At 41.2% G+C, this 26,620-nt stretch carries 22 protein-coding genes; 6 read left to right on the top strand and 16 right to left on the bottom strand.

Going from position 1 to position 26,620, the window contains the following annotated elements:
- Positions 1-430: 430 nt before the first annotated feature.
- Entirely contained in the window at positions 431-1,441 is a 1,011-nt protein-coding gene (locus tag DBR40_RS02890) for a DUF6602 domain-containing protein (RefSeq protein ID WP_124558309.1), read from the top strand.
- A gap of 322 nt (positions 1,442-1,763) precedes the next feature.
- On the opposite strand, the gene DBR40_RS02885 is transcribed toward DBR40_RS02890, so the two are convergent.
- The gene (locus tag DBR40_RS02885) at positions 1,764-2,576 is read right to left on the bottom strand and encodes a hypothetical protein (protein WP_124558308.1); all 813 of its coding nucleotides are present in this window, start codon (positions 2,574-2,576) and stop codon (positions 1,764-1,766) included.
- Positions 2,577-2,813: 237 nt separating this feature from the next.
- Here DBR40_RS02885 and DBR40_RS02880 point away from each other — a divergent pair, with 237 nt between their 5' ends.
- Positions 2,814-4,271 carry a hypothetical protein gene (locus tag DBR40_RS02880; RefSeq protein WP_124558307.1) on the top strand — a complete coding sequence of 486 codons (1,458 nt, stop codon included), beginning with the start codon at positions 2,814-2,816 and terminating at the stop codon, positions 4,269-4,271.
- A 75-nt stretch (positions 4,272-4,346) separates the two neighbouring features.
- Here DBR40_RS02880 and DBR40_RS02875 read toward each other — a convergent pair whose 3' ends face one another.
- From DBR40_RS02875 to DBR40_RS02860, 4 genes are read right to left on the bottom strand one after another with little or no spacing between them, the layout of a single operon-like run.
- Positions 4,347-4,919 carry a hypothetical protein gene (locus tag DBR40_RS02875; protein ID WP_124558306.1) on the bottom strand — a complete coding sequence of 191 codons (573 nt, stop codon included), beginning with the start codon at positions 4,917-4,919 and terminating at the stop codon, positions 4,347-4,349.
- 41 nt (positions 4,920-4,960) lie between these two features.
- Positions 4,961-6,916 carry an AAA family ATPase gene (locus DBR40_RS02870; RefSeq protein WP_124558305.1) on the bottom strand — a complete coding sequence of 652 codons (1,956 nt, stop codon included), beginning with the start codon at positions 6,914-6,916 and terminating at the stop codon, positions 4,961-4,963.
- Positions 6,913-7,461, bottom strand: a complete 549-nt coding sequence (locus tag DBR40_RS02865; RefSeq protein WP_124558304.1) for a hypothetical protein — start codon at positions 7,459-7,461, stop codon at positions 6,913-6,915. Before DBR40_RS02865 ends, DBR40_RS02870 begins: the two co-directional genes overlap by 4 nt.
- On the bottom strand, positions 7,458-8,738 hold the full coding sequence (locus DBR40_RS02860) for a dsDNA nuclease domain-containing protein (RefSeq protein ID WP_124558303.1): 1,281 nt from the start codon (positions 8,736-8,738) through the stop codon (positions 7,458-7,460). The genes DBR40_RS02865 and DBR40_RS02860 overlap by 4 nt, the downstream gene beginning before the upstream one ends.
- Before the next feature lie 840 nt (positions 8,739-9,578).
- Here DBR40_RS02860 and DBR40_RS02855 point away from each other — a divergent pair.
- On the top strand, positions 9,579-9,956 hold the full coding sequence (locus tag DBR40_RS02855; protein ID WP_124558302.1) for a hypothetical protein: 378 nt from the start codon (positions 9,579-9,581) through the stop codon (positions 9,954-9,956).
- 518 nt (positions 9,957-10,474) lie between these two features.
- On the opposite strand, the gene DBR40_RS02850 is transcribed toward DBR40_RS02855, so the two are convergent.
- Together DBR40_RS02850 and DBR40_RS02845 are read right to left on the bottom strand one after the other, a co-directional pair.
- On the bottom strand, positions 10,475-11,320 hold the full coding sequence (locus tag DBR40_RS02850; RefSeq protein ID WP_124558301.1) for a helix-turn-helix domain-containing protein: 846 nt from the start codon (positions 11,318-11,320) through the stop codon (positions 10,475-10,477).
- A gap of 357 nt (positions 11,321-11,677) precedes the next feature.
- On the bottom strand, positions 11,678-12,166 hold the full coding sequence (locus DBR40_RS02845; RefSeq protein ID WP_124558300.1) for a hypothetical protein: 489 nt from the start codon (positions 12,164-12,166) through the stop codon (positions 11,678-11,680).
- Between the two features lie 203 nt (positions 12,167-12,369).
- Here DBR40_RS02845 and DBR40_RS02840 point away from each other — a divergent pair, with 203 nt between their 5' ends.
- From DBR40_RS02840 to DBR40_RS02830, 3 genes are read left to right on the top strand one after another with little or no spacing between them, the layout of a single operon-like run.
- Positions 12,370-13,227, top strand: a complete 858-nt coding sequence (locus DBR40_RS02840) for a chromate resistance protein ChrB domain-containing protein (protein WP_124558299.1) — start codon at positions 12,370-12,372, stop codon at positions 13,225-13,227.
- Between the two features lie 47 nt (positions 13,228-13,274).
- Positions 13,275-13,784: a hypothetical protein gene (locus DBR40_RS02835; protein WP_124558298.1), complete on the top strand. Its 510-nt coding sequence runs from the start codon at positions 13,275-13,277 to the stop codon at positions 13,782-13,784.
- 2 nt (positions 13,785-13,786) lie between these two features.
- The gene (locus DBR40_RS02830; protein WP_124558297.1) at positions 13,787-14,950 is read left to right on the top strand and encodes a chromate transporter; all 1,164 of its coding nucleotides are present in this window, start codon (positions 13,787-13,789) and stop codon (positions 14,948-14,950) included.
- A 22-nt stretch (positions 14,951-14,972) separates the two neighbouring features.
- Here DBR40_RS02830 and DBR40_RS02825 read toward each other — a convergent pair whose 3' ends face one another.
- The 9 genes from DBR40_RS02825 to DBR40_RS02785 form a co-directional block, all read right to left on the bottom strand.
- Entirely contained in the window at positions 14,973-17,195 is a 2,223-nt protein-coding gene (locus tag DBR40_RS02825; protein ID WP_124558296.1) for a glycosyl hydrolase family 95 catalytic domain-containing protein, read from the bottom strand.
- 9 nt (positions 17,196-17,204) lie between these two features.
- Positions 17,205-18,653, bottom strand: a complete 1,449-nt coding sequence (locus tag DBR40_RS02820; protein ID WP_124558295.1) for a sulfatase-like hydrolase/transferase — start codon at positions 18,651-18,653, stop codon at positions 17,205-17,207.
- Positions 18,654-18,880: 227 nt separating this feature from the next.
- Positions 18,881-19,393, bottom strand: coding sequence for a hypothetical protein (locus DBR40_RS02815; protein ID WP_124558294.1), 513 nt, complete (start codon positions 19,391-19,393; stop codon positions 18,881-18,883).
- A 69-nt stretch (positions 19,394-19,462) separates the two neighbouring features.
- Positions 19,463-20,017, bottom strand: coding sequence for a contractile injection system tape measure protein (locus DBR40_RS02810; protein ID WP_124558293.1), 555 nt, complete (start codon positions 20,015-20,017; stop codon positions 19,463-19,465).
- Positions 20,018-20,234: 217 nt separating this feature from the next.
- Positions 20,235-20,816, bottom strand: coding sequence for a hypothetical protein (locus tag DBR40_RS02805; protein ID WP_124558292.1), 582 nt, complete (start codon positions 20,814-20,816; stop codon positions 20,235-20,237).
- 8 nt (positions 20,817-20,824) lie between these two features.
- Positions 20,825-23,548 (bottom strand): GH116 family glycosyl hydrolase, encoded by a 2,724-nt coding sequence (locus tag DBR40_RS02800; RefSeq protein ID WP_124558291.1) that lies wholly within the window; start codon positions 23,546-23,548, stop codon positions 20,825-20,827.
- Positions 23,549-23,871: 323 nt separating this feature from the next.
- Complete coding sequence (locus DBR40_RS02795) at positions 23,872-24,900, bottom strand: LacI family DNA-binding transcriptional regulator (RefSeq protein ID WP_124558290.1); 1,029 nt, start codon at positions 24,898-24,900, stop codon at positions 23,872-23,874.
- A gap of 24 nt (positions 24,901-24,924) precedes the next feature.
- On the bottom strand, positions 24,925-26,100 hold the full coding sequence (gene uxuA / locus DBR40_RS02790) for a mannonate dehydratase (protein ID WP_124558289.1): 1,176 nt from the start codon (positions 26,098-26,100) through the stop codon (positions 24,925-24,927).
- 40 nt (positions 26,101-26,140) lie between these two features.
- Positions 26,141-26,479, bottom strand: coding sequence for a hypothetical protein (locus DBR40_RS02785; protein WP_124558288.1), 339 nt, complete (start codon positions 26,477-26,479; stop codon positions 26,141-26,143).
- Positions 26,480-26,620: the final 141 nt, after the last annotated feature.

The following is a 26,620-nucleotide window of genomic DNA, read 5'->3' as shown; positions in this document are numbered from 1 at the left end:
AGTCGGCCGTTTTGATCTTCTGATCAAAATTTTTCAATGTATTCTTCCTCAATAACTTTTCAAATTTGCGGTAAATAAAAGGTTCTAGCGTAGCATCTCTATGCGAGACAACTCTTTTGTGATCTTATTATTGATTTAAGCCAATCATATCGCTTTTTTTTGAAATTTAAGTTGTTCCTTTTAACTTGGGACATGTAAATGCCCGGTTTTAGAAGAACATCGATCTTGAGTTAGACCTGGCGGGGTATGCGATTAAAAAAAGGAGTTTGGTGCCAATATTTATATTTGTTGGGAGGGAAAGTAACATTATATATTACTTCAGGCAACTAAATTGGCGACCAACTTGACCTGAAAGAGGGGTTACATTTGATGAAATATACAATTGGAGAAACTAATTCATATATTAACACAATAAAACAACGTAAGCCAAATGAATAGCAAAGACTCTCCACTTCAGGTACAAACGCCAAGCCAAGGCTGGAGACAGTTTTTGACTGCCAGAACAAGAATGCTTGCCGCCTATGATATAGCAAAAGACCAAGGCAGTAACAGTTCGGTAAAAACGAGGCATGGCCTTGTCGCAGAGGCAGAATTTAGAAAATGGCTAAACGAATTCTTGCCGAAACGCTATGGCATTACATCTGGATTCATCATTTCACCCGGTATTTCGAATTCCGAACACATGGTGCACTACGACGTGATCATATACGATCAGTTGGAATCACCTGTGCTATGGGTTGAAGATAATCCAGATTCCTCAGGTCAGGGAAGATCGCTTGCGATCCCAGTAGAATATGTCCGTGCAGTAATAGAAGTAAAATCCGCATTTAATAAACAATCAGCCAAGAAAGCTGTCGAGCAGCTGTCAAAGCTGAAGCCGTTATTGACACGAGTCGATCCTCCGAACAGCCATGGTAAGCTCTATCTTCCAGCGAATTTCTTCTGTGCTACCGTATTTTTTGAGCTTCGAAAAGAAGATGAAAAGGATTTTGCAGCATTAGATGAACTAGTGAATGCCACAATGATCCAGAAATTCTTCGGTGGTGTCATACTCCGTGCAGAAACGGAATACAAACTCGATAGCGGAAAAATATTTTTCAGAAATGAAAATGTTGCAGTCGAGCCAAATAATAGCACTTCGCTGTCCTTTTGGTCCACATCAAAGTGCTTAAAATATAAAGACGATTCTTATTTCAGCCTATTATTGAACTACTCTGAAACTTATTTTTCAGAATTTGCATTTGACATCCTGGCTCTACTAAAAGGCACATATCAGCCACATGTCCTTTCCAGCTTGTACTGCATGGGCGCCACATACCAGGAAAAAGGCAGTTGCACTGAAACACGATACTTTGATCCCGAAGCGGTTAAAAGATACAATGAAGAAACAGCAGCGATCCTAAAGGCACAGGGATTTGTAGGTTTTGAACCGTTACCTTAAAAGTTGTTGGACCGGATCTCTCCAAACATTCTTTTAAAATCAGAAATAATCTATGAATTATCACAATTCCAGGTTTGTGTAAGCCATCCAAAACGCCAAAAATACATTCTGTGGAAGGCCGGCTTTCAATAGATTTTAGAAAAAATAGCCCGAATTCGCGTCGGGACCTCCTGCTCAGAAAACAGGTGTGCTGCTAGTTACACCACAAAACGATCTTTATTATACCCCAGTGGTATACCCGACCATACAGTCAGGTAACCAGGCGCCTCACCCTCCCCCATATAAAAAACTTTAAATGGTGGAGAGCTGGGGAGTTGCTCCTTTATGATTTTGGCTGGCGTGTTGCAGCCTTTAGGATCTCAAGATTTTGCGGGTCACAACGTTCAAAAAGATCATTGCGCCACTCGACAAAGTTAGTGATTTGGTCGCCTAAGACTTCACTTCCCATAAAATATTTTCTACCATCTTTTATAATGCCGATATACTTCGCATTATCATGTCTGTAAATGGCCGCTATTTGTGGAGCTCCGCCACATGCCGGATCACTAATTCCCTCCAAAGTTTCGGTAAAACAATGATAAACTGCACGGCTGGTGCCGAAATTATTATGCTTTGAAAGGTCATATTTGTTGTCCCAGATATCTAGAAACTCAGTGCGCCCACTACCCTCAACAGTAAGGATATCAGACTGTATTGGCATTTCTACTTTTTTAGATACGAATCCTAAAGCTGTATCCCAACTAAGGGTGAAACAATAAAATTCATTATCGATATCCCGAGTTCCGTAGATGATTTTAAATGATTTATTGATTTGTTGCTTTGGGTAATCAGCGAAGGAATTAGAAATGTGTTTGAACAATTGATCGAACTTATATTCGGCGGCGGAATCTATCGAGTAAATGAGGCCTGAATCGACTTGGGATACAAATTGACTCAATATATTCGAGGGGAAGATAACATCGCCGCAGAACCCTAGAACATCAGGATGGCTTTTCATTGCATAGACTTTCTGGTTTTGATCAAAGAAGGTTCGTCTGTTCCAGCTTATCCTACTATCCGAAACTATGTAAAGTGAGGCAACCTTGGGACCATGCTTTTTACAATCGACCCCAACCCAAGAGGCTAATAATGTCATTCTCAAAATTAATCAAAAGGATGGAAATTAGTTTCATGGTAATCCAGTAATTAAAAAACGACCGTTTTTCGTAACTTGGCGAAAGTAGCGCATATTATAAGGTTAGATATTTTGTTCATTCGACGAAAAATAAGCCAGTAAAACCAAACGCTGATTTTAGATTTTTTAAACGTAAAAACAGTTGTTTTAAAAAAATGAAAGATGCCCTAATTAGTAATTTAATATAAATAGTGTAGTGTGACATCTATAAAAGATATTATCAGATCTAACAGCCCAATACTTACTGGGCAAATAATTTTAGAGCTGCGCAAGGCTGGCTGGACTCAAAGTGATGATTCATTGCGCCAGCAGATTTCTAGATTAAAAGATGAAAACATCTTTCGGCTCCGAGGCTACTTTGCACATCGTCAGATCTTGTTTTATATGAAGGACGATTACAATAGCGATGAGTTTTCCGAGGGTTTAAGAGATGCGATAAAATCGGATGCTAAACAATATCACTATTTGTTAAATGCCCTGGAGTTTCATCGCGGGTTGCTTCCATTTGAACAGCTTGCATCATATAGTGTTAACCCGATCAGCAAAGTAAAGGGTCACGTAAGCTATGAATCGGCAATCGAAAAGCTCGAATCTCTTGAACTTGTTCGTAATACCTCAGAGGAAGTTTCGCTGAACGAAGTTCGTAGCAATATAAAACCAAATCCACGTCTTGCAATGGCTATACAGCTGGTTAAGGACACTTTGCTATTGCAATATAATGATTGGGCTAGGAAACTGGCCCTGACAAGTTATGATGCATCCAGTTTTTATTCGCCGTTTGGGAATTTTTGTTTTGCTTTTGTTGCACCATCGTATATTACTACGCTCACAAAGTGGAAGGAAGGTAAGCTTCTTCCTGGTTATATCGTTGCCGATATTATGGTCAACAATAACATCACGGTTGACCATGTAGAGTTTTTTATTAAAAAGGTAGATATTTTAAAAGCTCAAAAAAATACACCCAACTTCTTACCTTTTTTAATCGTAGACTCTGTTGATCCTGATGCACTAAATTCTCTTAAAAGCAATGGAATTATTGTAGGATTTATTAACCAACTGTTTGGCGATGAGTATTCATCGCTAATGAAATCTCTTATCAATACTGTTGTAAATGCCGGGGCCATCTTGAAAACCAACCCTGAGCAGTTTATTGATCTGATAAAAAAACTCAAATCTCTAGTAAGCGGCAAGACCAATAATTTAAGAGGGGACTTATTTGAATTGGCTGTCGGCTATTACCACTCAAAAATGGGATGTGGAACTCTTGATATCGGAAAGTTAATAACCTATGAACACCTATTACGGGAAATGGATGTATACGCAGTGTATGGGAACAAAATCGTAGTTGCCGAATGCAAAGGATATAATTATCCGGTTACGAAGTCTGAAATTGAGACTTGGAGAGATGACAAACTTAGCGTTATTAGGAATTGGATACTCGATCAGCCATCGCTCAATGACAAAGAAATACACTTCCAATACTGGTCAACCGGCGGCTTTAGCGACGATTCAAAGGTTGTAATCACATCAATGGAATCGACAAAAAAATATAAAGTTGAGTTTTACGACCCTATAAAAATAACGCAGACATCAGGGCTAGCCAAATCAAAAAAATTCAACGATATCATGCAGGATTATTTCTTAAAGCAAAGCTGATCTATCGATAGTTGGTGTGCCAATAAATACCGAACTAAGGTTCAAAATACTCTTGTTATTTGAAATATCCCCTTTTTATCTTGTTCTTTCCTCTTTTATTTGGCCAAGTATAGATACAATCTTTTTACGAAATTTAGTATAAATCTGAGGAGGTGTTTTGAATATGTATTCTTCTGCAGAAGCAAATTCCTCGTCGCTAAGGCCAGAAAGAAACCCAGATATGTTTTCAAGATTGTATGGTAATTTTTGCTTTTCTTTAAAATTTGGTGGAAGATCTGTCCAAATTACAGCATCAAAGCCAGGTCTGGTATTCCAAGAAATCAGGTTGCTTATGATTGATTCATTTGCGCTCCTTAAATTCTTTTCAGCGCTTACAAAATTGTAAAAGCCAATACGTTCGATTTTCGTTCCCTCTCTACTTTTTAGGTTTTCAATGGCTGATTCCAAATCTTGAAACTTAGAGGTCGCATACATTACTTTCACTTCTTCCCAACTTGGTTTTATAACCAATGTCAACCGCCCTCCCTGGCTCACCCTAGCGAATTCTATAGGTAATTCTGGACCATTTTCATGCCAAATATTATCTGCCAATATCAAATCACGCTGGTCCCAAATTAACGAGCCCCAGCCAAGTACAGCTATTTTCATTACTTTTTTTTTAAAAAAATTTAGATAAAATAACAATCGCACTATGGGCCTTGATAGTAGGGAATTAATGGAGGATTTTGCTCATTTCCAGATTCCATATAACGATGAAAAAAGTCGATTTTTATTTTTTTATCTGGTGGAATGTAGTTGTTTTCTATAATGATAATTTGAGTTTTGTCTAATACAGTACTGGCCACTTTATACAGCAAATCAAAAAAGCTTTTAAAAATATCTGAATTTACTTCTTTATCGATATTTTTCATGGGAGTATCTATAATGATAAATGTTGGCAACGGCAAATTGTTTTTGGATGCTACGATATGAATAGCCAAAAGAAAACAGCTATTGAAGAGAGTCTTTTTCCCACCGCTACCAGCATTGTAAAAATTCCATCTCAGATAGTCTTCCCCAGCTGGCAAAATATTCACTTCCCAGGTACTCCTGTTTATAGAAACCTTGTCCTTTTTGGATACGCCTGGCATGCCCACGTCATTCATTATTTTTAAAAATGTTTTCTCAAGTTCCTCAATAAGTTGCTCACCACGAACAAAATTTGCTGTTTCCTCATTTATCTTGCGTTTGAGTTCTCGTTCCTCTTTTATAATATCGATTGCTTCGTTCTCAAGTTTGGTGATCTCTCTAGGCATGACCTTCATGCGTTGAATGCTCTTTAATCTTTCGTTCAGTGTTGATACGGTATTGTCCAGAGATCTTACATTGGACAGGAAAACTGATTCATACTGCTTGAGATCGTGCTGGAGCTTTTGGTCCAACTCGCGTCTAATTTTCTGTTTTGCGCCAAATTCCTTTTTAGACTTATTTAAAGCCTTTTTGTGAAGGTCAATCGAAGATTCAAGCTCTTTGATGCGTTCGGTTAGGTCGATCTGGATTAACTCAGACTGTTGAGAAGCTTCAGGTTTATCAATGCCTACCGGAGATAAACAAAGCTTGCATGAGTCCTCTTGAACCTTTCTTTTGGAGATATTTGTACCACAATCGGGGCAGTTTACAAAAGCAATACCATGAAAAACGTTTGCAACAGTTTGGTTTTTGGCAACCTTAAATTTGGACGCGACCAATTCTGATTTTAGACTTTCCTGCTGCTCTATCCGCTTATCTATATCGATCACGCCTTGCTCCAATCTTGTGAGATCATCAATGATTTCTCGTATACTGTGCCTCAATTGGTCAACGGTATGAGTACTACTCGTATATCCTTGCTCGACTTTCTTTTTTTCTTCTTTTGCTTTTTCAAGCTTGTTTTTCGTTTTGGTTTCGAGAAGATTGATTTCATCTTCGTTGGAAAATTCAAATTTCTTCAAAAACTCGCGAAGCCCTTCGGCTGTTAGTTGTTTTGAAAAACGTTCCTTTTTCTTCTTTTGAAGTTTTTCCTGTAATTCAATCAGTTTCTGAGTTGAATACTGGAAAACATATTTCAGAATTTCTTTACTGCTTCTTGTTTTAGTTCCATCTTCTAGACGAAAGAACGAACTGTCGAGTTTGCTCTGGTCTAGGTAACAGTACCACATAAAATTTTTTAAGGTCAACCTCACCAATGAGCTACTCTCTTGATCATTCTTTTTTGCAGGGACACGAAGTACGTTGATATCAAGGAGGTAAAAGATGAGATCACTTAGGCTATAGACCTTATTTGCATAAACAGGAGCCAAGGCGGCATTAACAGGAACGTTAACGGCAAAAGATTTGCCCTGGTCATCCACGCAAGTTGCAGTAACGTTTGCTGAGCTAGCGGCATTTCGTTCCAAAAGAACTTTATATTTACCTACTCCAAGTTCTAGAGATACGCTTATTAGTTCCTTCTGAATGGCTATAGTGCGCTCGAGACTACCTCCAAGGCAAAAATTGATCAATCTTGCTATCGATGATTTTCCGGAACTTACCTTTCCATGAAAAAAAAGCACTTGATGGTCTAAATCAATAGTTTCCTGGCTTTTGCGACAGTTCAGGTTCAGCGAATAAAAGTTAATTTGCATCATATGATTTCTTTGCCATATTGAAGTGATACGATTTCTGGAAATGTAGAATAAATGAACCTCATCAAATTGGTTCCAGTAAAATCGAAATTTGTTTTAATGGTTCTCGATCGTTCGAATATATCAGTCAATTCTGAGGACTGCGCCAGCTGATTCGCGGTTTGTATACCTTCCTCTGTAATTCCTAAAAAATATGAGCGACCTTCTTTTCTCAAATATAGCTGTCCCATTCCAACTAGGGTATTTATAAATCTGCGATATCTAAAATCCCACGGGCCATATCTGAATCTGACCATTTTCGCCTCTACACTGGTCTTTTCATAATCTTTTGGTGGTGATTTGAACATCTTTTTATGCTGCTTATTTAGCGCACGTTCGAGATAGGTAGGATATCTAAGCAAAAAGTCAAGCTTAGCTAACTTGGTAAGCCCCTCAATCTCCCCCTTATTTTTTTCACCTGAAAAAACATAGATCAGCACTAGCAACCTACCCAAATGAATGTGTTCATCTTTTTCAAGACTGGACAATATGTTGAATAGGTCTTTCATTCTTTTATTTCGAATTTCGGAGTCCACCAAACCTTACAGGCTTCAGTTAACACGCCGACGGCGCCAATCACGTGTTCATAAGAACAATCAAGAAATATTTCTGGTTCTGATTTTTTTCTATCTTTGATTTCGTTTCTTACAGCAACAAGCATTTCTTGTCCACTCGACTGGTTTTTGGCCACCTGTTTTTCATCGTAAACTTCTTTACAGATATTTTGTGTAACTGCCATTACTTGAGAATACCTAGATTCAGCCTCCTCAGGATCTTTGTACAACCAAGATGCGGCGTGTTGTTCAAATGCATACTTGAAATCTTTCACACTGGTGATGTTCTCAGAGTCTATCCCGCCAGCGTCCATTTTTATCTCTAGCAGACGATGTCCGTCTGTTGTTTCCTGATCATTATGTCTGTCTTTGAGTAAAAGTGTAACGGGACTACCTTTCTCCGACTTAAGCCATATTAATAGATCGTCCCTTGTAATTCTTTTATCATTGATACACTGTTGGGCAACTTCCTCTATCCCAACCTTTCCAGAGATGTAATTAAGCAAGGTAGCCCCATCTGAAGTGAATAGCGAGGAGGCTTTAAAGCATTTCACTATGATTTGATCTGCAATTTGTAAGAGTTTGCTTTCGGTTGCGCCTTTGAGCATATTGCAGCTCCGTAAATCATTAACCAGCTTTATTTCCAGTCCATCTAAATCTGAATAGCTCTTTATCCTTGTCTTACCAATAACCTCCAGCGCTAAGTCATTACTGCAGCCAGTATCGGCGACAAGCTTTTTGATTAACATTAGAGTTTTTGAACGAGCCCTAAGAACATCGGTTCCACTTTTAATACTTTCGATTAAGGTATTGATGCATAAATTAGGTTTAGAGCGGTCAAAACCATGATTGCTAACAATTGAAAAATTCGTAAACTTATTAGGGAATGACTGTTCTAAACCAATAAATCTTTTAAAACTCTTTATAATTGCCTCATCCTCAATGTTGAAAGGGGGAAGATCCAAGTCTTTCGTTTTAACCTGAATGCCCGAAAAAGTGCCGTCCTTATGTTTGAGAAGCACATCCTCATGTTGTTCGCAATATAGCTCCTGATAGGTTTCATCCTCTACCATTAAAAGACAGAGAATGCCAGCAAAGGTAATTTGGAAACGAAAACGCCGAAGTACATCGTCACCAGGATCTTTGGTATCGATGACGGTATCAGGACCCTTTAGGGCTGGATCGATTTTCGGCTCTGGTTTTAGAGCTTTTTGTCGTTTCTTTTTTGGCATTGAGAGATGTTAATGTGCTAATATATGTATATTGCCAGCAAGAAAACAACTATTTATAAAATCAATTTCAGTACTTACCGTGATAGATTCTACTGCAGAGTCAAAGCTGATAAATTTCGAGAAGTAAATATGATCATTGAAATGATAAATTTGATATAATGTAAATTCTAGAAGATTACTGTTCTTCCTATTAGAGAGATTAACGGGCTATTAGTGAACATGTAGATAAAGAAGATAATGGTAATGGGGAGATAACGCAGGTGATAAAATTGAGGGAGTATTTGAGGGAGTAAACCTGCTTCTGACGATATAGGTAAAGGGGATGTTCAGAATGAGGGAGTAATTTCAGATAAACCGATGAGCTTAGTTTTTCATCGGTTTAAAATGTAACACTTTTTATAAGTTGTCAAAAATTGGTTAGCATATGTTTTAATTTTGATTAAACTGACAAAATACATTCTAACCAGTTTATATTAAAGGGTTGCTGTTTTTATTTATAAATTTTTCCTTTGCAACAACTGTCTTGATGTCTTCGAAGAAGTTAGCTTTTTGGCCGGCGCACCCTACTGATTAAAAGCTCATCGAAAGATGGGCTTTTTTTGGTTTACAAGAGCCTTTAATTAACCTAAATTTTCTGTTATTGCAAAATAAAACTATCGAAAACGTGCACACGCGGTGCGCATGCAAGGGGCAATAAGATTTGTATAGCATTTTGGGATTTTCGACAGGTATTTTAATAGGTTTCGTATACCTAGCAATCTATTCTAGTGACGCCGGAAGAGAACAAATTTTGCCGAGATATTCATATTAATCATTAATTTGCCTCTTTAATAATCAGCAATGAGCGACGAAGATTTTTTTGAGGATTTGGCGAAATCATTTCCAATTCTAAAAACAGATATTGAGGAGGAAGATATCTATATGGTTCATACGCGTATGGAAGTGTTTGCGGGGTACACTAATAATCTAATAGTGGAAAATAATATCCCGGAAATAATTAAATGTTTTAACTTCCTTGAATCGAGGATTGATCTTATGAGTGACTCTTTAGATAACGCCTTGAATGTTTCGTACTGCGAAGCATTACTATTAGGCAAAAATGCAAAAAAAATGGCTCCAATAGTCCAAATAATGCCCAAGAAGTTGTCAGTTGCATATGCAGAGTATGAACAATATTATGCAGATATATGGAAAAGGTATCGCGACTCAGGTCAGTAGAATAGTTTTATCAGGATTTTGAACGACTGAAAAGTGTGCATCGGGCCTGATACACACTTTTGGCGATGCTCCTTGCAAACCGTTCGATGCCTTTTTACAGGTATTTTCAATCTACCTAAAAAAGCTATTGAAGAACTTTTATCCAGGCAGTTCGATGTCCCAAATCCAAGTGCGAAACAAATACGAATTAATCTTTAAGTTTGTTTAATCTAGCTAAACGGCGCAAATCTTCGATAAATTCATTCGTGAATCTATTTCCCAAGGCTACTTGATTAAAAGCTCATCGAAAGATGGGCTTTTTTTGTTTAAGAGGTTATTGAGTGTGATTTCGCAAATAATACTACAAGCCAGCGCTTGTGCAGGTGAAGGTAATCTTAAATCCAACTTTAGTGAGCGTCGCAATAGTAAAGAAGCTGCGCTTTTCTATCCGGTTAACAGATCAGCAACAGACTCGCTTTCGTGCGCAAAGCCTTGCGTAAAAACAGCGCTATCAAACAAAATTTCATTAACTACAAAACCTACCCCAAACGAAACGCACTCGGCGTACATTGATACTTCTCCCGAAAGCTTTTGGTAAAATTAGCCAGATCGTTAAAGCCACAATTAAAAGCAATGTCTTTAATCCTTTCGGTTGAAATAAGCAATAGCTCCGCAGCCTTTTCGAGTTTTTTGGTTTTAATATAATTGGCAGGCGTATCGTTATAATGCCTGGCAAATTCGCGTTTAAAAGAAGAAATGCTCAAATTATTCAACTGGGCAAGGGCATCGATACTGAGTTGGGCAAACAGGTTGGCCTCAATAATTTGCTTAAAAGTGTAGGTAGTGGGCGAAAACAGCTGGGCAAATATAGTTTGTATGGCCCGGGCATTAGGCGTTTGTGCCAGTAGCAGGATAATTTCTTTCAGTTTTAAAACCAGTATATCTTCGTTAACCAGTGCCGGGTGCTGAAAATAAAACAGCAGGCCTTCTATATATTTTTCAATTAAAAAATTGTTGTTTAAAACCTCAATACTCTTGTTCGAAACCACGCGTTCCGGTGCCTGCAGTATCACCGGCATTTCGCGGTCGTAAATCCGTTTTAAAATATCGGGGTGAAAATTAACTACCATAATTTCGTTAACGCCACCCTCCGTATTCAGGTTGCTGATGGTTTTGCTGGCCTGGATGCAATTTAAAAACAACGCATGCTTATGTGGTATGTTCACCAGGTCTTCATCACGATGGTATTGCATTTCACCCTGTAGCATGTACAAAAAGCAGGCATTATCGGTAATTGGGAAATCGAAGGTAAAGGGTGCCTTTATCCTGATGCTCTGCACCATGGATTTGCCAAACAAGTCATACTTTTTATGATCGATAATCATGTTTAAAAAACCTTCAGCTATAAAAATAGAAAAACTAATGTAAGGTTTGGCTTTTCACCCAAGCCTTAAACCTCCCCCTCTTAATGTCCTTAATCACTTAATGATGAATGTAATCAATAAACAGCCTGCAAATGACTCTTAAACCATTAAGCAGTGAAGTAAGTTAAGGGTTGGTAAAAGCGATTAAGAGTACCAGCAATGTTTGGAAAAACCACAATAATAAACAAGGATTAAACCTCTCCCTCTTTATGTCCTTAATCCTTTAATGATAAATAAAAGAAACAGCCTGCAAACGAATCTTAAACCATTAAATAGTTAAGCAAATTAAAGTTGGTAATATTGTGGCTTCTATTTGGCTTAGCGCATCTTAACCGCCTTGCGTTGTTTAATATACTGATAAACAGCACCGGCAATAAAAGCGATTAAGAGCCCCCCTAATGTTTGGGCAATTACCGGATCGGTAGGGCCCTTGGCCAGCGGATGCCCCAGCGGCACGCGGGTAAAAGTTTCGTTCACGGTAGGGATAAGCGACAGAAAGAAACTGAAAGAGAGTAAAAAATTCTCTGCATAGCGGGCCTTATTACTGGCGCTTCGTTTCACCGAAAGCCAAAATGCCACTACCACTAAAATAAAAATGAATACCGAAAAAACATGCCCGGCATTAAAGCCACCATGCTTAGAGATGCCCAGTGCGGTTAAAACCGTAACAGTGGTGGTATAAAAGTATATTTTACCGCTCAGCTGCGTTAAATCGATCTTGCCAAAGCGTACAAATGAAATGATTGCCGCTGCAATGGCAACAATACCAATAATGGTATGAAAAATTCCTAAACCTGTTAGTCCCATAGTGTTTTTGTTTAATGTGCAATTGTTGGTTACAAAAGTGGCTATAGTAAGGATAAGGGGCTTTGTTTATTGGTTCAATTGATTGGCAATCTGGTTCAAACGCAGCAGGTGTATCGTTGCTGCCTGAGCTTGTTATTGCTAATTTTACCAGTAATTTTTAGCCATAACTTAAATTAAACAGAATTCTGCTGTATTTTGGTAGCATGAAATGGATTACCCGAGAACGCCCTAAGATTGACCGTATTGCCTGTCCCTGGCTTATTCTCCGCTTTATTGATGCAGATGCTGAGATTTTGTATGTGCCTTACAACGAGGTACTCGAAAAAGCTGCAGAAACAGGTGCTATACCTTTCGATATGCCGGGGGTAGAATACAGCCATTATGACGACCAGTGTACTTTTGATTATTTTATTAAAAAACACAGCTTAAAGGATGAGGCGCTGGCACGTGTTGCAGCCATAGTACGCGGAGCGGATACCGACCGGCACGATTTTGCACCGCAGGCGGCAGGCCTGGAGGCTGTTTTTTCGGGGCTGGCCTACCAAATTAAAAACGACCAGGAGCTTTTGCAGCTTGGCCTAACCATTTACGATGGCCTTTATGCCTGGGCCACCCATTTATATCAATTGAAACATACGCAGAGTGGCCCTGTAGAACAACTGCTGTTACAGGTTTACAACCAATACCTTAAACAGGAAAAAGACAAGAAAGCACCGGTTTGGGCGCAAACGCTCAAAGAAATGATACAAGACCAGCTCGACACCAACATGACCCTGAGTTTGCAGCAGGCATCAGAAGAGCTGGAAATTAACCCGGCCTACCTCTCTCGCGAGTTTTCTAAATATTTCGACAACCTTACATTTGGCGATTACATGCGCAAACTCCGGGTAGAGAAAGCCATTCAATTCATGAGTCACGAAAATTACTCGCTTACAGAGATTGCTTACCTTACTGGCTTTTCCGATCAGAGCCATTTTAACCGCATTTTTAAAAAACACACCGGCAAAAACCCGCTCGATTATAAAAAAAGTTTGCGTTTAGGTAAAAAGGATACAAAATAGTAAAACACGTTCTATTTTGGGTTTTAAGTTCAGGCTAATATTGTGGCATGAACTTATTCCGCTATTTAACTATCGTGATAACATTTTTGTCGGCACCTGCTTTTGGCCAAAACAGCGCGGTGGTCAGTTATCCTAAAATTGCCGCTTATGTTGGTATAATGCATCCCATTGTTACATTTAGCAGTGCAGGCACCGATACCAATTTCGACGGCCATTACGTAGTGGGTATGCCGGTGGGTATCAATATCTGGAAAAGCCAGAAAGTTGGTTTTTCTGCGGAGTTTGTTCCGACACTGCGGGCAGAAAACGGTAGCAGCAAGATGAGCAATTTCACCTTTCATCCCGGTATATTGCTTGCCCTGGGCAGCGGCTTTACCTTTGCCGGGCGCCTGGCTTTCGAAACGTCTGGCCGTTACGGTGTTACGCCTGTTTTAAACAAAACCGTAATTAAAAGTAAAAACTGTAACTACTTTGCAGCACTTCCGTTACCGCTGCGTTTTGGCAACGATAAACCGGCATCGTTTACCCTCGGCTTTCAATTTGGCATTGCATTTTAAATATGGCTAACCAAAAATATACACGGAAAGATATTACCCTTTACTTTTTGCGATTGGGTACCTGGGGCTTTGGGGGCCCCGTAGCACTTGTGGGTTATATGCACCGCGATTTGGTAGAGCAAAAAGCCTGGTTAACGGAAGAAGAATATAAAGAAGGGTTGGCTCTGGCTCAGCTGGCACCAGGCCCGCTGGCTGCACAACTGGGCATTTACATTGGTTTTGTACATTATGGCCTGCTGGGTGCCACACTTACCGGCCTGGCATTTGTACTCCCCTCATTTATTATGGTGGTTTTGCTTGGCATGGTTTATCAGTCATACGCCGGTCTGAGCTGGATGAGTGAGGTATTTTATGGCGTTGGCGCGGCCGTAATTGGTATCATTGCCTTGAGCGCCTATAAACTTACAGTCAAATCGGTAGGTAAGCTAAACTTTGCGGCTATAAAAACGAACTGGCTGCTGTGGGTATTTTATTTAATAGCCATTATTACAACCATTGTTACCCAACAAGAACAAATTTTATTGTTTATTGGCTGCGGGCTACTTTACATGGCTGTTAAAGCACCTCCCCACTGGATAAAAAGGCCCAAAGCCCTGCCTATAGTATTACTTAGCGGTATGGGCTTTTGGAACTACTCTAAAGCTACGCTTATAGAAATAGGCTTGTTCTTTTTAAAAGCAGGCACATTTGTATTTGGTAGCGGCCTGGCCATTGTGCCTTTTCTACATAGTGGCGTAGTAAGCGAATACAAATGGCTAAGCGAATCGCAGTTTGTAGATGCTGTGGCAGTGGCCATGATTACCCCTGGGCCAGTGGTAATTACTGTTGGTTTTATTGGTTATCTGGTAAACGGCTTTCCGGGAGCAGCTGTAGCGGCGGCGGCTACATTTTTACCTTGCTTCCTTTTTACAGTGGTGTTGGCTCCTTATTTTAAAAAGATTGCCAAAAACACCAGCATCAAGGCTTTTGTTGAAGGTATTACCGCAGCAGTAATAGGCGCATTGGTGGGTTCGGTTGTGGTAATTGCCACCCGTTCTATTATCGATTTGCCTACCGCACTGATTGCTGTAGCCAGCGGTATTGCCCTCGTTTATATAAAGAAACTACAGGAACCACATATCATTATTGCAGCGGCCTTACTGGGCATTATAATTAAGAGCATTTAAACTAAAGCTGCACCAGGGCTGCTTAGTTTTTACTCCCCCAATAATGGCTTTTTCCATCCTGCTTTACAGCTTCGGCCTTTAACAATAAGTCACTCTCTTTTTGATATAAAACAATCTCTTCGTTTTTCTTCAGTTGAAAAGAATAATTGCCCTCGCCCAAATCTTTTAACTCCACCTTACCTTTTACCTGTACTTTTCCGTTTATACCCGGGTGTATAACACAGGGTTCGCCCGCCAGACTTTTTATCTTTACCCATTTCGTTTCGCCATTTTTTAGCACCGCACTAATTAAAAATGCACCTTCTGTTCTTAAGTTTTTAAACGACAGCTCTTTCCAGGCAGTTGGAACAGCAGGAAATACCCTGATCTTATCGCCCCAGCTTTGCAATAACAATTCTTGTATAGAGGTGGCCGCAGCAAGCGGGGTTTCTATTACCGGCCCCGACTCTAAATACAAGGTATTGGGCTTAATAAACTGATCAAATAACTGGTTGAGGTAAGTTAACGCCTTATCGCCGTTCCCCATCATGGCGTACATAGAAGCGCCACCTGTAAACGAATAGCCCTGTAAGGCGCCTTTAAAACTATGCCAATGGCTTAGCGATTGTGTTATTAAAGGCCGGCTTTCCGGTTGGTCCCAATTCAGCGTATACAGTGGATAAATCATTAACAAGTGCGAATAATGACGGTGCGACTGGTTAAAAGGTACATCGCGACCTATACGCAAACCATTTGCATCGCTAGGATAAGGGGTTAGATTGGTTAAAACATCTTTCCATTTAACGGCTAGCTCATCCTTTGGATTGATGGTCAATAAAGTTTGGCAGCCCCAACGCAGCAACGACAAATCGTAATTGCAATCGCGGGTAATTCCTCCCGGGTATTCGGGCGAAGATGTTCGTGGCAAATGCCATTTACCGTCGTCTTCTTTAGCCATCACATCCATATAGTAATTGATGCTTCCTTTTAACAATGGAAAAAGCCGTGCTTTAAGGCTTTGATCCATAGTATAGCGGTACTGCAACCAATAATAGTATAGGCACCAGGTAAGGTTTCCCATTTCGAGGTCTATATCTGATAAGGTCGAATCTTTGGCGCTAATCACTTTAATGGGACTGTATAAATCACTTGTAGCTACCCTACCCAGGGCCATTGCGTTGTATTGATAGGCAGCAGGTACATTTTTGCTTAGGTTTGCTTTACCTTCATCAATCATTTTTACAAGCCCATTGGCCAAATCAACCCGGTTGGCGGCGTACAATGGCGAATAGGTTAACTGGATATTGAGGTTAAACCAGTAGGCCGGCCATGGGGTATCGCGAAACCAGGGACCCATTAAATCTAACACAGGCTTGCCTGTCCTTGTACCACTGGCCAGTTTGTATTGTTGTATCCAATAAAAGCTTTCCATTCTGGCATCAGGCAGCGATATAAAGCTCTGTGGATAATATTGGTGCCACCACTGGCGGTGTACATTCAGCAACTGTTGCAAGTTATCTTTTGCAGCCTTGCTAACCGTTTGTACCGCTTCGTTAACAGCAGATTGTTTTCTGTCAATGGCTACCGACAGGAAATAGGTTCGGCTGCCGACTTTATTTTTTGCCACCCACGCCGTAGTGTAATCGCCACCCGAAAGCATGGGTTGTTTACTATATGCAACAGCGCCTGCATTTGCAAAAACAGCAGGTGGATTAGCACCATATCCTGTTGGAATTCCCCTGTATTTTGTGCGGCTGCTAATGGAAACTTCGGGGTTGAACTGCCACTTAAACTGCTCTTCTCCGGCACTCACCCTGGTTTCAAAAACAATTACATTTGTTTGCGAAAGTGTAAGGGTACGCCACTGAATGGTTCCTTTATCAGTTACAATGGTACCATTGGCTTCGGCGTTCCACAAATCGATCCGTGCGGTATTCTTTACAATGTTTCCAACAGGTTTTAGCTCAAAATACCCGATAGGCAGGCGTGCTTTTTCAAATAACGGCGATCCTGCCCTATCATCCCTTACATCGGTACGACCAAGGTCTAGGCGCAAAGTATTGCTATCTTTCAGGTACAGCATGGTGCCCAGCAAACCATTGCCGGTAAAAATGCCTTCTTCCCATTTGGTGCTCAGTTTATCGTAAACCATATCGTTTCGGGAAAGAAATTTTTGCCAGTTTACAGCGGTGTCAGATTGTGCAAAACCAGTCTGAAACAGGAGCACGAAGAATATGAACAGAGCGGAATGCTTTAATGTTTTCATTGATTATTTTTAAGGATTGATGCGTAACGCATCTTTAAATTCTAAACGCCCACCGTAGCCCCAGTTTTCTTTTGTGAGGTCGCAAAAATCGCCGTACAACCGCATATCATCGTAAAGCAAATTCCTTAACGATTTTACTATAGCCTGCTTATCCCGCTTATTGGCAAGGTTATTTTTTTCCAAAGGATCTTTTGCCAGATCAAAAAGCTGTATGGAGTGATTTCCGTTAACGTTATACAGGATGAGTTTCATATTATCTTTTACTACAGCACGCTGAAGGTTAGCGTAGGTAGTAAACAAATGGTCGCGGCCCCTGAATTTCTTTTGGGTAAACGCTTCATTTAATGAACGGCCACTTACGGTACCTGGAACTGGCAGGTTATTCATTTTACAAAGTGTAGCAAAAACATCGGTTAAGTAGCAGTAAGCATCTGTTTGTTTATTGGCCGGAATACCCGGACCACTAAAAATAAGCGGTACCCGCATTGAGTGATCGTAAAGATTTTGTTTGCCCAATAGGCCATGCTGCCCTACAGCCAGGCCATTATCTCCGGCAAGCACAATAATGGTATTTTCATATTGGCCGCTTTTACGGAGCGCATCTAAAATTCTCCCAATTTCATGGTCTACTTCTGTAATCATGGCATAATACTTCGCTATTTCAGCTTTCACACTATCGGCATTTCGGGGAGTTGCCAATAACTGCTCATCACGCACTTTTAGCTCTCCATTATCAAAAGGGTGTTCGGGCATAAAATTACCGGGTAGGGCAATTTCTTTCTTATCATACAACGAGAGGTATGCTGCAGGCGGGGTTCTCGGATCGTGCGGGGCTGTAAAAGCAACATACATCAGGAAAGGTGTATTTTGCGGTTGCTCCAGAAAATTAACCGCAGCATCTGCATAACATTCCGAAGAGAATTTATTGGCGTGAAAGCTATTTTTATATTGCCCTGACGGATCGTAATGATTTATTTTAGGGTTCCAGTGCCCACCTTCCTTTTCGGTATGCATGCCACCAAAAAATATATGGTCACCAGTTGAAAAGGAACGGTTAAAAGATAAATAATCACTGTGCCACTTACCGGTTGAAAAGGTACGGTAACCATTCTCCCTAAATACTTCGGGAAATGTTTTCTCGCTATTGGGGATGTAACTTCCATCCTGATGCACTTTAAATACCGATCTTCCGGTAAGTAACATGGCCCTGCTGGGTGCGCAAACGGCACCGCCGAGCGATCCCATAATATGTGCCTGGGTAAAGGCCATTCCGCTTTTTACCAGCTTATCGATATTGGGAGTTTGTATTTCGCTATTATTAAGTGCTTTAATGGTATTAAAACGCTGATCATCCGTTAAAATGAAAAGAACATTGTGGGGTTTTCGCTGCTGTGCACTAACAGCCAGCGATGCGAGCAGCAGGCAGGCAAAAAACAGTTTAACAATTAAAGCTTTCATTTTTAGGGAGGCTTACTATACTTGGTCAATTGTAAATATACCGGTGTTTCCGTTCTTAATATTCAATCATTTAAGCAAACAATTGCGCCATTTTAACGCTTAACAGCCCTTAAATGATAACAAAAAAGCACTTATGTACCATATAAGGCATGTAAGTTACATATAAGCGTAACAGTTCATAAATGTCCTTATGTGTCTTATATGGCAAAAAATAGGTAATAAGGAGTTTAAAACGGATAAACCTGATGGTTAACATTAAGTTCGCAGCCGCCAGGTAATGAAACATAAAGCAGCTGCAATTTGTCTTCATTGAGTTCATCGTCATCCAGTAAGAGGAATTTTAAGCTTTTAAATTTAAGAGGAGCCGCAATCAAATCGTCCACACCAATGCTGGTTCCGCCGATGTGCAACAGCTCAAGGTCTTTAATCTGCTGCAAATCTTCCAAACAGCCTGCATCAATATTAAGGCAGTTTTTCAGCCTGAGTTCGTTAACCGCATCCAGGGTGCTCAACAAGGCAATTCCGGCGTTGGTAATTTCGGTACCATCCAAATCAAGCTGGTAAATGCTACGCACATATTCAATCATCCACCCTATTTCTTCATCATCTACATGGTAGCGCCTAAAATTGGCCCGCTCAAGGCGAGCCGGTACTTCGTTAATATGGCTTGGAATATTGAAATAAAAGAAATTAGTCCAAAACTCTTCTTCCTTTAATTTTGCCGCTTTTTTCTTCCTCATCGCTTTCTAAATTAATACTTTATTTAAAAATGATGGTATATACTTTTGTCATAATGCTCTGCTATAGTCCTAAAGCCAGGTTACGTGAAGGGGCTTAGGCATCCATGGATACTTAATCACTGAAAATGTAAATGGCGATTGATTCAGTAATAAATCGTATGCCCGCTTTTCAACAACCAGTTCCCAATATGCTTCCAGCTCTCTTAATAACCCCTCGCGCACCAGCCAGTTGCCCCTGAAACCTTCAACTGAACTGCTACCTGTAGCCGGCCAATAACCAATCATTGCCTGGAGCAGCCCGTTAATCAACAGTATCTGATCTTCGGAGATATCAATTTCTTCGGGCACGGGTTGTGCCAGTGGCAAACCACAAAGCACTTTATTGAGCTGAAGTATGGTTTCGGAAGTAGCAGATAAGCCCGTAACAGCAAATTCAGCGTATTGCACTGCCTTACACTGGCTCGCAAGACCGGTAAAAACCTTGTTTTCGATTAGCAAGCCAAGCCTTTCAAAAAGCATGGGCAAATAATTGTTCAACAAGACTAATCCTGCATTTTTTACAGCTAGGGTTTCGGGCGTTAATGACATCTGCGGAGCTAAATTACGGACCTGGTTGATCTGCATTAAAAATAAGGAAAGATCTGACTAATTTATCAAGTTGGAACGCTCCTTTTTGCGAAGGTTTATTTTAATACCAGAGCTCGCACTAAAATTGGCTTTGTTTATCCTTTCTTCGGAGTTTATTCGAATTTCAGTTGCAATTAAGCGACCAAACTCCGTACGAATTCCGTAAATGTTATGGCGTTAATAGGATGAAAAATCAAGGTTAGTAGACCTGTCTTTATTTAGCCATTTGCTTACGCAACTCTGCTTCTTTGGCTGCATCCCAGTAGCCACAATCTAATCTGATAAAGGTAGAGCTATAAGGTACTGTTTCGTTGGTTTTAATTACCAGAACCTTAAAAAGTCCGGCCTCTCGATCGAGCTGCTTAAAAAAAGAGTCGTGCAGCATGGTGTTCACAGCCGTTCCCTTTAATATAACCTGAGTTGCTTTAATTAATTGATCGGCCTTTGCACCTACCAATGGTTTAATATATTCGAGCTCACTATCCCGATAAACAATGGGCGCTACATGATCGGAAGCTTTGATCCCTGAAATTACCTCACGCAATACAACCTCCATGCCTTCAGGAGCGTAGATATATTCCATACCAGCCGATTGTTGCAGGGGAAAAGCCTTGTCAACAACCAGGATCCAGTTTCGGTGCCCAAGCAGCGGGAGTTTCTTTTTAAACTCAGTTCTCCAGTCTGCAGCTAGTTCGTTTTTATTCGTTTCCGATTTGCCAGTGCATGCCGCCAGCCAGATGGCACAGCCAATCAAGCCCACTAAACCCAACTGTTTTATTTTTTTAAGCTTATTCATATCATCCCCTAACTAAATATTGAAATTTCGAGTATTTGATCTTTTTGAACGGTCACTTCCTGCGTCAACCTGATATTCAGCGGCCCCGCTGTACCAGCCATAACGGCATTAATGTTCTTACCCAGGAGGCTAACTTTAACGTGCTTTGCCTCCGGCTTCGCAATCTTTTCCAGCCTGATTTCATTTAACCTTAACGTACCATATTTCAACTGAAACTGATGCACCTGGGTTACCCCCTGCAATTTCTGACTATAAATTCCCCAGCCTTCGGCAGCCGTAAATGCTGCAACGAAATTTTCTTTATTCCACTTGGGTCCAAAACCAATTATTCCTTTCGGGCCGTGGTAGCTAAAACCGCAGGCGCTGAGATAGGTACCATAGCTGGCCATGGCACGGGCATAATGGTCGCTACACTCAATCTCGTTAAAGGGGTTACGTTTGGCGGCATGGTGGCGGTCATGTATCCTGTTGGTAAGGATAAGGCTCTCTGCATGCATACCTTCAGCCATCATATGAGCGGCCACCTGATGTTCGAACCCGCTCATACACTCGTGAAAGTAGCCCAGCTGCCAGCTTACATCTTCGCCGAAGGGCGCTTCTTCATTGTGCGGATTGGTATTCATAACCATACCACCCTCTCCGCTCAGCGCATACGGACGGCCACCAACGTGGGTTTTAATGTAGGGGCCAACGTCCATGGTAAAATTGTACTTCCATAGCGACCTAAGAGCGCTAAGGGTTTTCTTTTCATCTAGCACCCGCGGAAGCCCGACCTGAAAGGCCCAGCTCTGCCCATATACCTGATCGATATGGCAGGTATTATAAGAACCCAGTTTTTTCCTTCCCTGTACGGCATCAGGCCTATGGATAAAATATTCGCCGTTAAACAGCTCACGCTCCATGTTCTGCTTACCCTTTTCTACATAGTTCTTACATATTGCAGCAAAGGCCGTATCACCAGCTTCAGTAGCCATGGCCTGTGCGGCACTGGCCGCAGCAATACATAAACCAACTATCCAGGCAATTTCTCCTTCCCATACCGCATCCAGTGTATTTTCCATTGGGGTATCGGTCATGCCATCGCCGTTTTTATCCTGTGCCAGCATAAACTGTACAGCCAGCTTTATTTTTGTCCAGTTAGCTTTTAAGAAGGCATCATTTTGGCTCATCTGGTGCTCGCGGTAGAAACGCAAAATAGTACCAGCCTGCCCGTCAATTGCAGGACGCGATTCGTTCTCTGCGCGAAAAATAATGGCACCGGTATCTTTTACAAACCCTACCCCCAAATCTACCCTTTCGCGCAAATCGCGTTCGAGCGACGGAAAAATTCTGGCCATAGCCTGCGCATATTGCCACACGTGTGTACAGGTACCGGCACAGGCGCCCACCCCTTCCCAACTCCAGAAACGGCCGCTGGCAAAACGGTAGGTATTGGCTGTTGCTAGTGTTCCGATATTTAGAAAAGTTCGCTCCAAAAACCAGTGTGGCAATGTTGATGTTTTCCAGGTATTGCTCCAAAGTTCAGTACCGGCAGTAAGCTGGTTAAAATTGGTTTTGATAAAATCGGAAACGCTTTTCGCATCCTTAAAGCGACTGGCGTAATAATAGCCTTGTTCTGCATCCTTCACCAATTTTTTAAGCTTCGGATTAACATTGTTAAAGTGCCAGCTTATCGAATAATCTGCCTGCATGGTTTTTCCAGGCAATAGTTCCAGCGATAGGCTAATCCCTCCTACGAGCTTTTCATCTCCATCAACTTTTGCCGTAACTACTTTCAACGGATTAAAATCTGCGGTACCAACAGGCCATGGATCCAGTGCAGGATTGGCTTTGCCATAGTCGCCATGATAGGTAAAACACATGCTGCCGTGATCACTGGCATTGATTTGATTGGCATCGGTAGTTATAAACGCCGAAACAATATCAACCGATTCAGTCCCAACATTTACAGTATTGGTTTTACTCCCCGAGCCTGGCTTGCCACTAACTTTATTTACGCCATTTTCCATCCAGCCAATCAAATCAACCGGAAATGTTTTAGCTCCTTTATTCAGCACTTCAACACGCAATATGGTTGCGGGAAGTGCAGATTTTTCCGCATCAAGCGGAATAAAAGGAGAATAAACTTTCAACCTCACCTCTAAAGGAAAATCTTTGCTGGTGTACACAATATCGGCAACCGGATAGGAACCCGAAAACACCACTTCATCCCAATGGTCGGCATTCAATTCTTTAATAATAGTTTTGCCCGCAACAACCGTTTTCAGTGCGAAACCCTGATCGAGGATTCGTTTATTATCGGCAATGGCTGGTTCTATGTAAGCTGAACCATCTCTGGGCCTTATTTTACGTACCGTAGTACCATCGTTCCAGTTTACAATTTTGGGTTCTATCCCTTCTTGTGCACCTTCAAAAGTTTCGTTGTATATCTGCCACAGCCATAAACGTCCGTCGCCGCCAACATATACCGTTCCGGCGTGCAGGCCGCCCACTGGCATGCCAATATAGCGCAGCTCATTCCTGCTTTTTTTATACGTGGTGGCTGTGCCTCTTTTGTACAATGAAGCAAGCCATTTGGGATCAATATTTTTTTCTTCAGGAATATTATGCTTTGGATAGCCGGCGGCGAATATGCTATTGCCCCATACCGGAAATCTGGCAGCCATGACCCCTATTCCCAGTATACCAGCCTTTTTAATGAACGCACGGCGTCCTGATGATTGTTCTTTCATTTAATTATCTTGCTTTGCAAAGCCGGAGATACACAAAACGCTCCCCTATATCCGGCAACTCAACATTAAAACCTAAACAGGCTATGGTTAAATGCGGATGCTAAATCTTTCTATTTGGTTAAAATTTTATTCGGGATGATGGTAATAAACAGCACATTTGATTACCTCACAATTAAAGGTAATGATCTCTGCGGAGAAATCTTTTTTTTGACAAATTAGCTTAATAGTATAGCAAAATCCTTTAATGCGCAGGCAACAGGTAATTAACTGAAAGGGGGCTAACTTTTTAAGGAAGCAGGATCGCTGATTAATGAAGAATAGAATTAAGCATTTAGGGGCTTACTCGATTGCCGTATATTTAGTTTGGCCTGCAGGTTAATCACCACAGGTTTGGCTGCTTTACTGCCGACTCCACCCGCTAGTTTTTTAAGCAGGAGCTGGATAATATTTTCGGCAATAGCTTCAATGGGTTGTTCTACCGCAGTAATGGATGGCCTGATAAACTCAAGCAATTCGAAATCATCAAAAGAGATTACCCCTTTGGTTTGAAGCAGTGCTTCATCGCCGGTGCGCGATAATTTGAGTCCATCCATAGTGAGGTAGTTAGCGGCAAAAATTACGGCATCTAAATGTGGATTGTTTTGTAAAAAGGTTTTAATTAGCTGGGTAGTACGCTCCGAATCCAGATATTTGATTTTTAAAACCTCCTGGGCTTTCCCGGCACGATCCAGTACTTCGCTGTATCCGCGCAAGCGATCGAGCATTTGTTGCTGTTGGGTATCGATGGTAATAAAGCCAATTTTTTCGAAACCATTATCGAGCAGGTGTTGCGTTGCGGCAGCTGTCGACCAAAAATTATCGGTTAATACGTAATCGGCATCAAGTCCGGGCAGGTAACGATCGAAAAGGACAATGGGCGTTTCGCCGCCAATAAGCCTGCCAATTTCGGTCTCCAACCCTTCGGCAAGGGCTGCAACATAAGCATCAACACGCCTTTCCTGGTAAATATTCAGGATTTCGTTTGTTCTTTCCCTGTCGTTCCCTGTACTGCTGAAGATAATTTTATAGCCATGAACGGCCGCCTTTTCATCTATGGCCCTGGCCAGGCCCGAGAAAAAGGGTTTAGAAATATCATCAACCAGAAAGCCGATAATGTTCGACTTTCCGGTTCTTAAACTCCGGGCGAGTAAATTAGGCTGGTAACCCAGCTCATCTATCGCCTTCTGTATTTTTGCAGCTAATTTATCGCTGATGTGTTTTTCTTTGGCTTTGCCATTGATTACAAAAGATACCGCTGTAATAGATGTTCCAACATGGTTTGCAATGTCTTTTATTGATATCTTTTGCTGCATGGATGATAAATAATAATTAGCTCCTTAATAGTTTCCGGTTACACCCACCTCGAGGCCGCGAAGCTCAGCAAGCCCTCTTAATCTGCCAATGGCAGAATAACCCGGATTACTTTGTTTGCCCAAATCATCGAGCATCTGGTGACCGTGGTCGGGCCTGAAAGGAATGGCAATATCTCTTAAAGCATTTTCTGCTGATAATGCTTTCATAATCTCGTACATATTTACATCGCCACCCAAATGATCGGCCTCGTAAAAACTTCCATCGCTATCTTTGGTTACATTACGAAGATGTGCAAAGTAAGTACGCGATTTTACCACGTTAAAAATTTCGAGCACATTATTGTCTACGCCCGCTCCCAGCGAACCAGTACAAAAGCACACGCCGTTAAAAGGCTGGTCTACACTTTTTAATATAAATTCGAAATCATTGGCTGTGCTGGCAATTCGGGGCAGGCCCAAAATGGGATATGGAGGATCATCGGGATGGATGGTCATTTTAATACCTTCCTTTTCGCAAACCCCGGCAATAGCCGAAAGGAAATACACCAGATTTGCTCTTAAGCCATCAAAGCCTATGGCCTGATACTCCTGAATACTATTTTGAAGGGTTTCGAGTTCGATCTCCTTTTCGTTCGGGATCCCCATCAGCACGTTAACCCGCAGCGCATCCAGGGCTTGCTGATCGAGTGTGCTGAAACGTTCTGCTGCCCGTGTTAAAACCGATGCCGGGTAATCGGCTTCAGCATTTGGTCTTTTGAGTATATACAGGTCAAAAATAGCCAGGTCTATCCAGTTAAAATACAACGCTTTCGAACCATCGGTCATTTCGAGGTCGAGTTGCGTACGGGTCCAGTCTAACACAGGCATAAAGTTGTAGCATATTGTTTTTAAGCCACAAGCTGCCAGGTTCTGAAGTGAAATTTTATAGTTTTCGATATACTTACCAGCATCTTCCCTACGGGTTTTAATGGCTTCGTGTACCGGAACGCTCTCTACCACCGACCAGGTTAGGCCTGCAGCGTCGATAATCGATTTGCGTTCCATAATATCAGCAACAGTCCATACTTCGCCATGCGGCACATGGTGCAATGCCGTAACTATACCTGTAGCGCCAGCCTGTTTTACATCTTGTAAGCTTACCGGATCGTTGGGCCCATACCAGCGCCAGGTTTGTTCTAATTTTTTATATTTGGTTGTCATATCAATTTCGATGTTGGGTTACCCCACTCTGCAGTCTGCTTTAGTACGTTACCTTGCTCTTCTGCTTTTCGGGATAAAGTTCCTTTAACCAGATATAATCGGAAACCACGTTGAGCATCTGTTCGTAATAAACATTTTGTTTTCCGGCAGCACGGCAAATAGAGAGTATAGCGGCATTGGCGTTATTGGTTTGGGAGAAAAAGAAACTGAAATTCCTGGAATAAAGCCAGCCCGGAATATCATCATCAGCCAGCGTAATTTTGCAGCTCACCATCGCTTCGGTGGGTCTGGCTTCATCTGTGCTAATGGTGTAGGTAACAGGCAACTCAATAATCGACTGCCCAAATAAATCGACCAACACGTTTATACTTTTTTTCATCTCAAACCAATAAATACACAATAGAAACGGTTAAAACAGCACTACTGTTAGGCTAAGTTGTTAAAAAAATCGGGTTGTTAAATCCAATATACTCCTATTTATTTGCGTAAACGTTTAAGTTATTCGATTAAATACTTACTA

The sequence above is a fragment of the Pedobacter sp. KBW01 genome (genome assembly GCF_003852395.1).
Lineage (GTDB): Bacteria > Bacteroidota > Bacteroidia > Sphingobacteriales > Sphingobacteriaceae > Pedobacter.
This window is presented reverse-complemented; position numbering and strand designations above follow the sequence as displayed.

What these genes read in the sequence shown, in the direction of transcription:
- DBR40_RS02870 (WP_124558305.1), bottom strand. Translation starts at nt 6,916, where the DNA reads ATGATGCAAATTAACTTTTATTCGCTGAACCTGAACTGTCGCAAAAGC.
- DBR40_RS02875 (WP_124558306.1), bottom strand. Translation starts at nt 4,919, where the DNA reads ATGAAAATAGCTGTACTTGGCTGGGGCTCGTTAATTTGGGACCAGCGT.
- DBR40_RS02800 (WP_124558291.1), bottom strand. Translation starts at nt 23,548, where the DNA reads ATGAAAGAACAATCATCAGGACGCCGTGCGTTCATTAAAAAGGCTGGT.
- DBR40_RS02805 (WP_124558292.1), bottom strand. Translation starts at nt 20,816, where the DNA reads ATGAATAAGCTTAAAAAAATAAAACAGTTGGGTTTAGTGGGCTTGATT.
- DBR40_RS02785 (WP_124558288.1), bottom strand. Translation starts at nt 26,479, where the DNA reads ATGAAAAAAAGTATAAACGTGTTGGTCGATTTATTTGGGCAGTCGATT.
- uxuA (WP_124558289.1), bottom strand. Translation starts at nt 26,100, where the DNA reads ATGACAACCAAATATAAAAAATTAGAACAAACCTGGCGCTGGTATGGG.
- DBR40_RS02820 (WP_124558295.1), bottom strand. Translation starts at nt 18,653, where the DNA reads ATGAAAGCTTTAATTGTTAAACTGTTTTTTGCCTGCCTGCTGCTCGCA.
- DBR40_RS02825 (WP_124558296.1), bottom strand. Translation starts at nt 17,195, where the DNA reads ATGAAAACATTAAAGCATTCCGCTCTGTTCATATTCTTCGTGCTCCTG.
- DBR40_RS02835 (WP_124558298.1), top strand. Translation starts at nt 13,275, where the DNA reads ATGAACTTATTCCGCTATTTAACTATCGTGATAACATTTTTGTCGGCA.
- DBR40_RS02830 (WP_124558297.1), top strand. Translation starts at nt 13,787, where the DNA reads ATGGCTAACCAAAAATATACACGGAAAGATATTACCCTTTACTTTTTG.
- DBR40_RS02810 (WP_124558293.1), bottom strand. Translation starts at nt 20,017, where the DNA reads ATGCAGATCAACCAGGTCCGTAATTTAGCTCCGCAGATGTCATTAACG.
- DBR40_RS02855 (WP_124558302.1), top strand. Translation starts at nt 9,579, where the DNA reads ATGAGCGACGAAGATTTTTTTGAGGATTTGGCGAAATCATTTCCAATT.
- DBR40_RS02795 (WP_124558290.1), bottom strand. Translation starts at nt 24,900, where the DNA reads ATGCAGCAAAAGATATCAATAAAAGACATTGCAAACCATGTTGGAACA.
- DBR40_RS02890 (WP_124558309.1), top strand. Translation starts at nt 431, where the DNA reads ATGAATAGCAAAGACTCTCCACTTCAGGTACAAACGCCAAGCCAAGGC.
- DBR40_RS02860 (WP_124558303.1), bottom strand. Translation starts at nt 8,738, where the DNA reads ATGCCAAAAAAGAAACGACAAAAAGCTCTAAAACCAGAGCCGAAAATC.
- DBR40_RS02840 (WP_124558299.1), top strand. Translation starts at nt 12,370, where the DNA reads ATGAAATGGATTACCCGAGAACGCCCTAAGATTGACCGTATTGCCTGT.
- DBR40_RS02850 (WP_124558301.1), bottom strand. Translation starts at nt 11,320, where the DNA reads ATGATTATCGATCATAAAAAGTATGACTTGTTTGGCAAATCCATGGTG.
- DBR40_RS02885 (WP_124558308.1), bottom strand. Translation starts at nt 2,576, where the DNA reads ATGACATTATTAGCCTCTTGGGTTGGGGTCGATTGTAAAAAGCATGGT.
- DBR40_RS02815 (WP_124558294.1), bottom strand. Translation starts at nt 19,393, where the DNA reads ATGAGGAAGAAAAAAGCGGCAAAATTAAAGGAAGAAGAGTTTTGGACT.
- DBR40_RS02845 (WP_124558300.1), bottom strand. Translation starts at nt 12,166, where the DNA reads ATGGGACTAACAGGTTTAGGAATTTTTCATACCATTATTGGTATTGTT.
- DBR40_RS02865 (WP_124558304.1), bottom strand. Translation starts at nt 7,461, where the DNA reads ATGAAAGACCTATTCAACATATTGTCCAGTCTTGAAAAAGATGAACAC.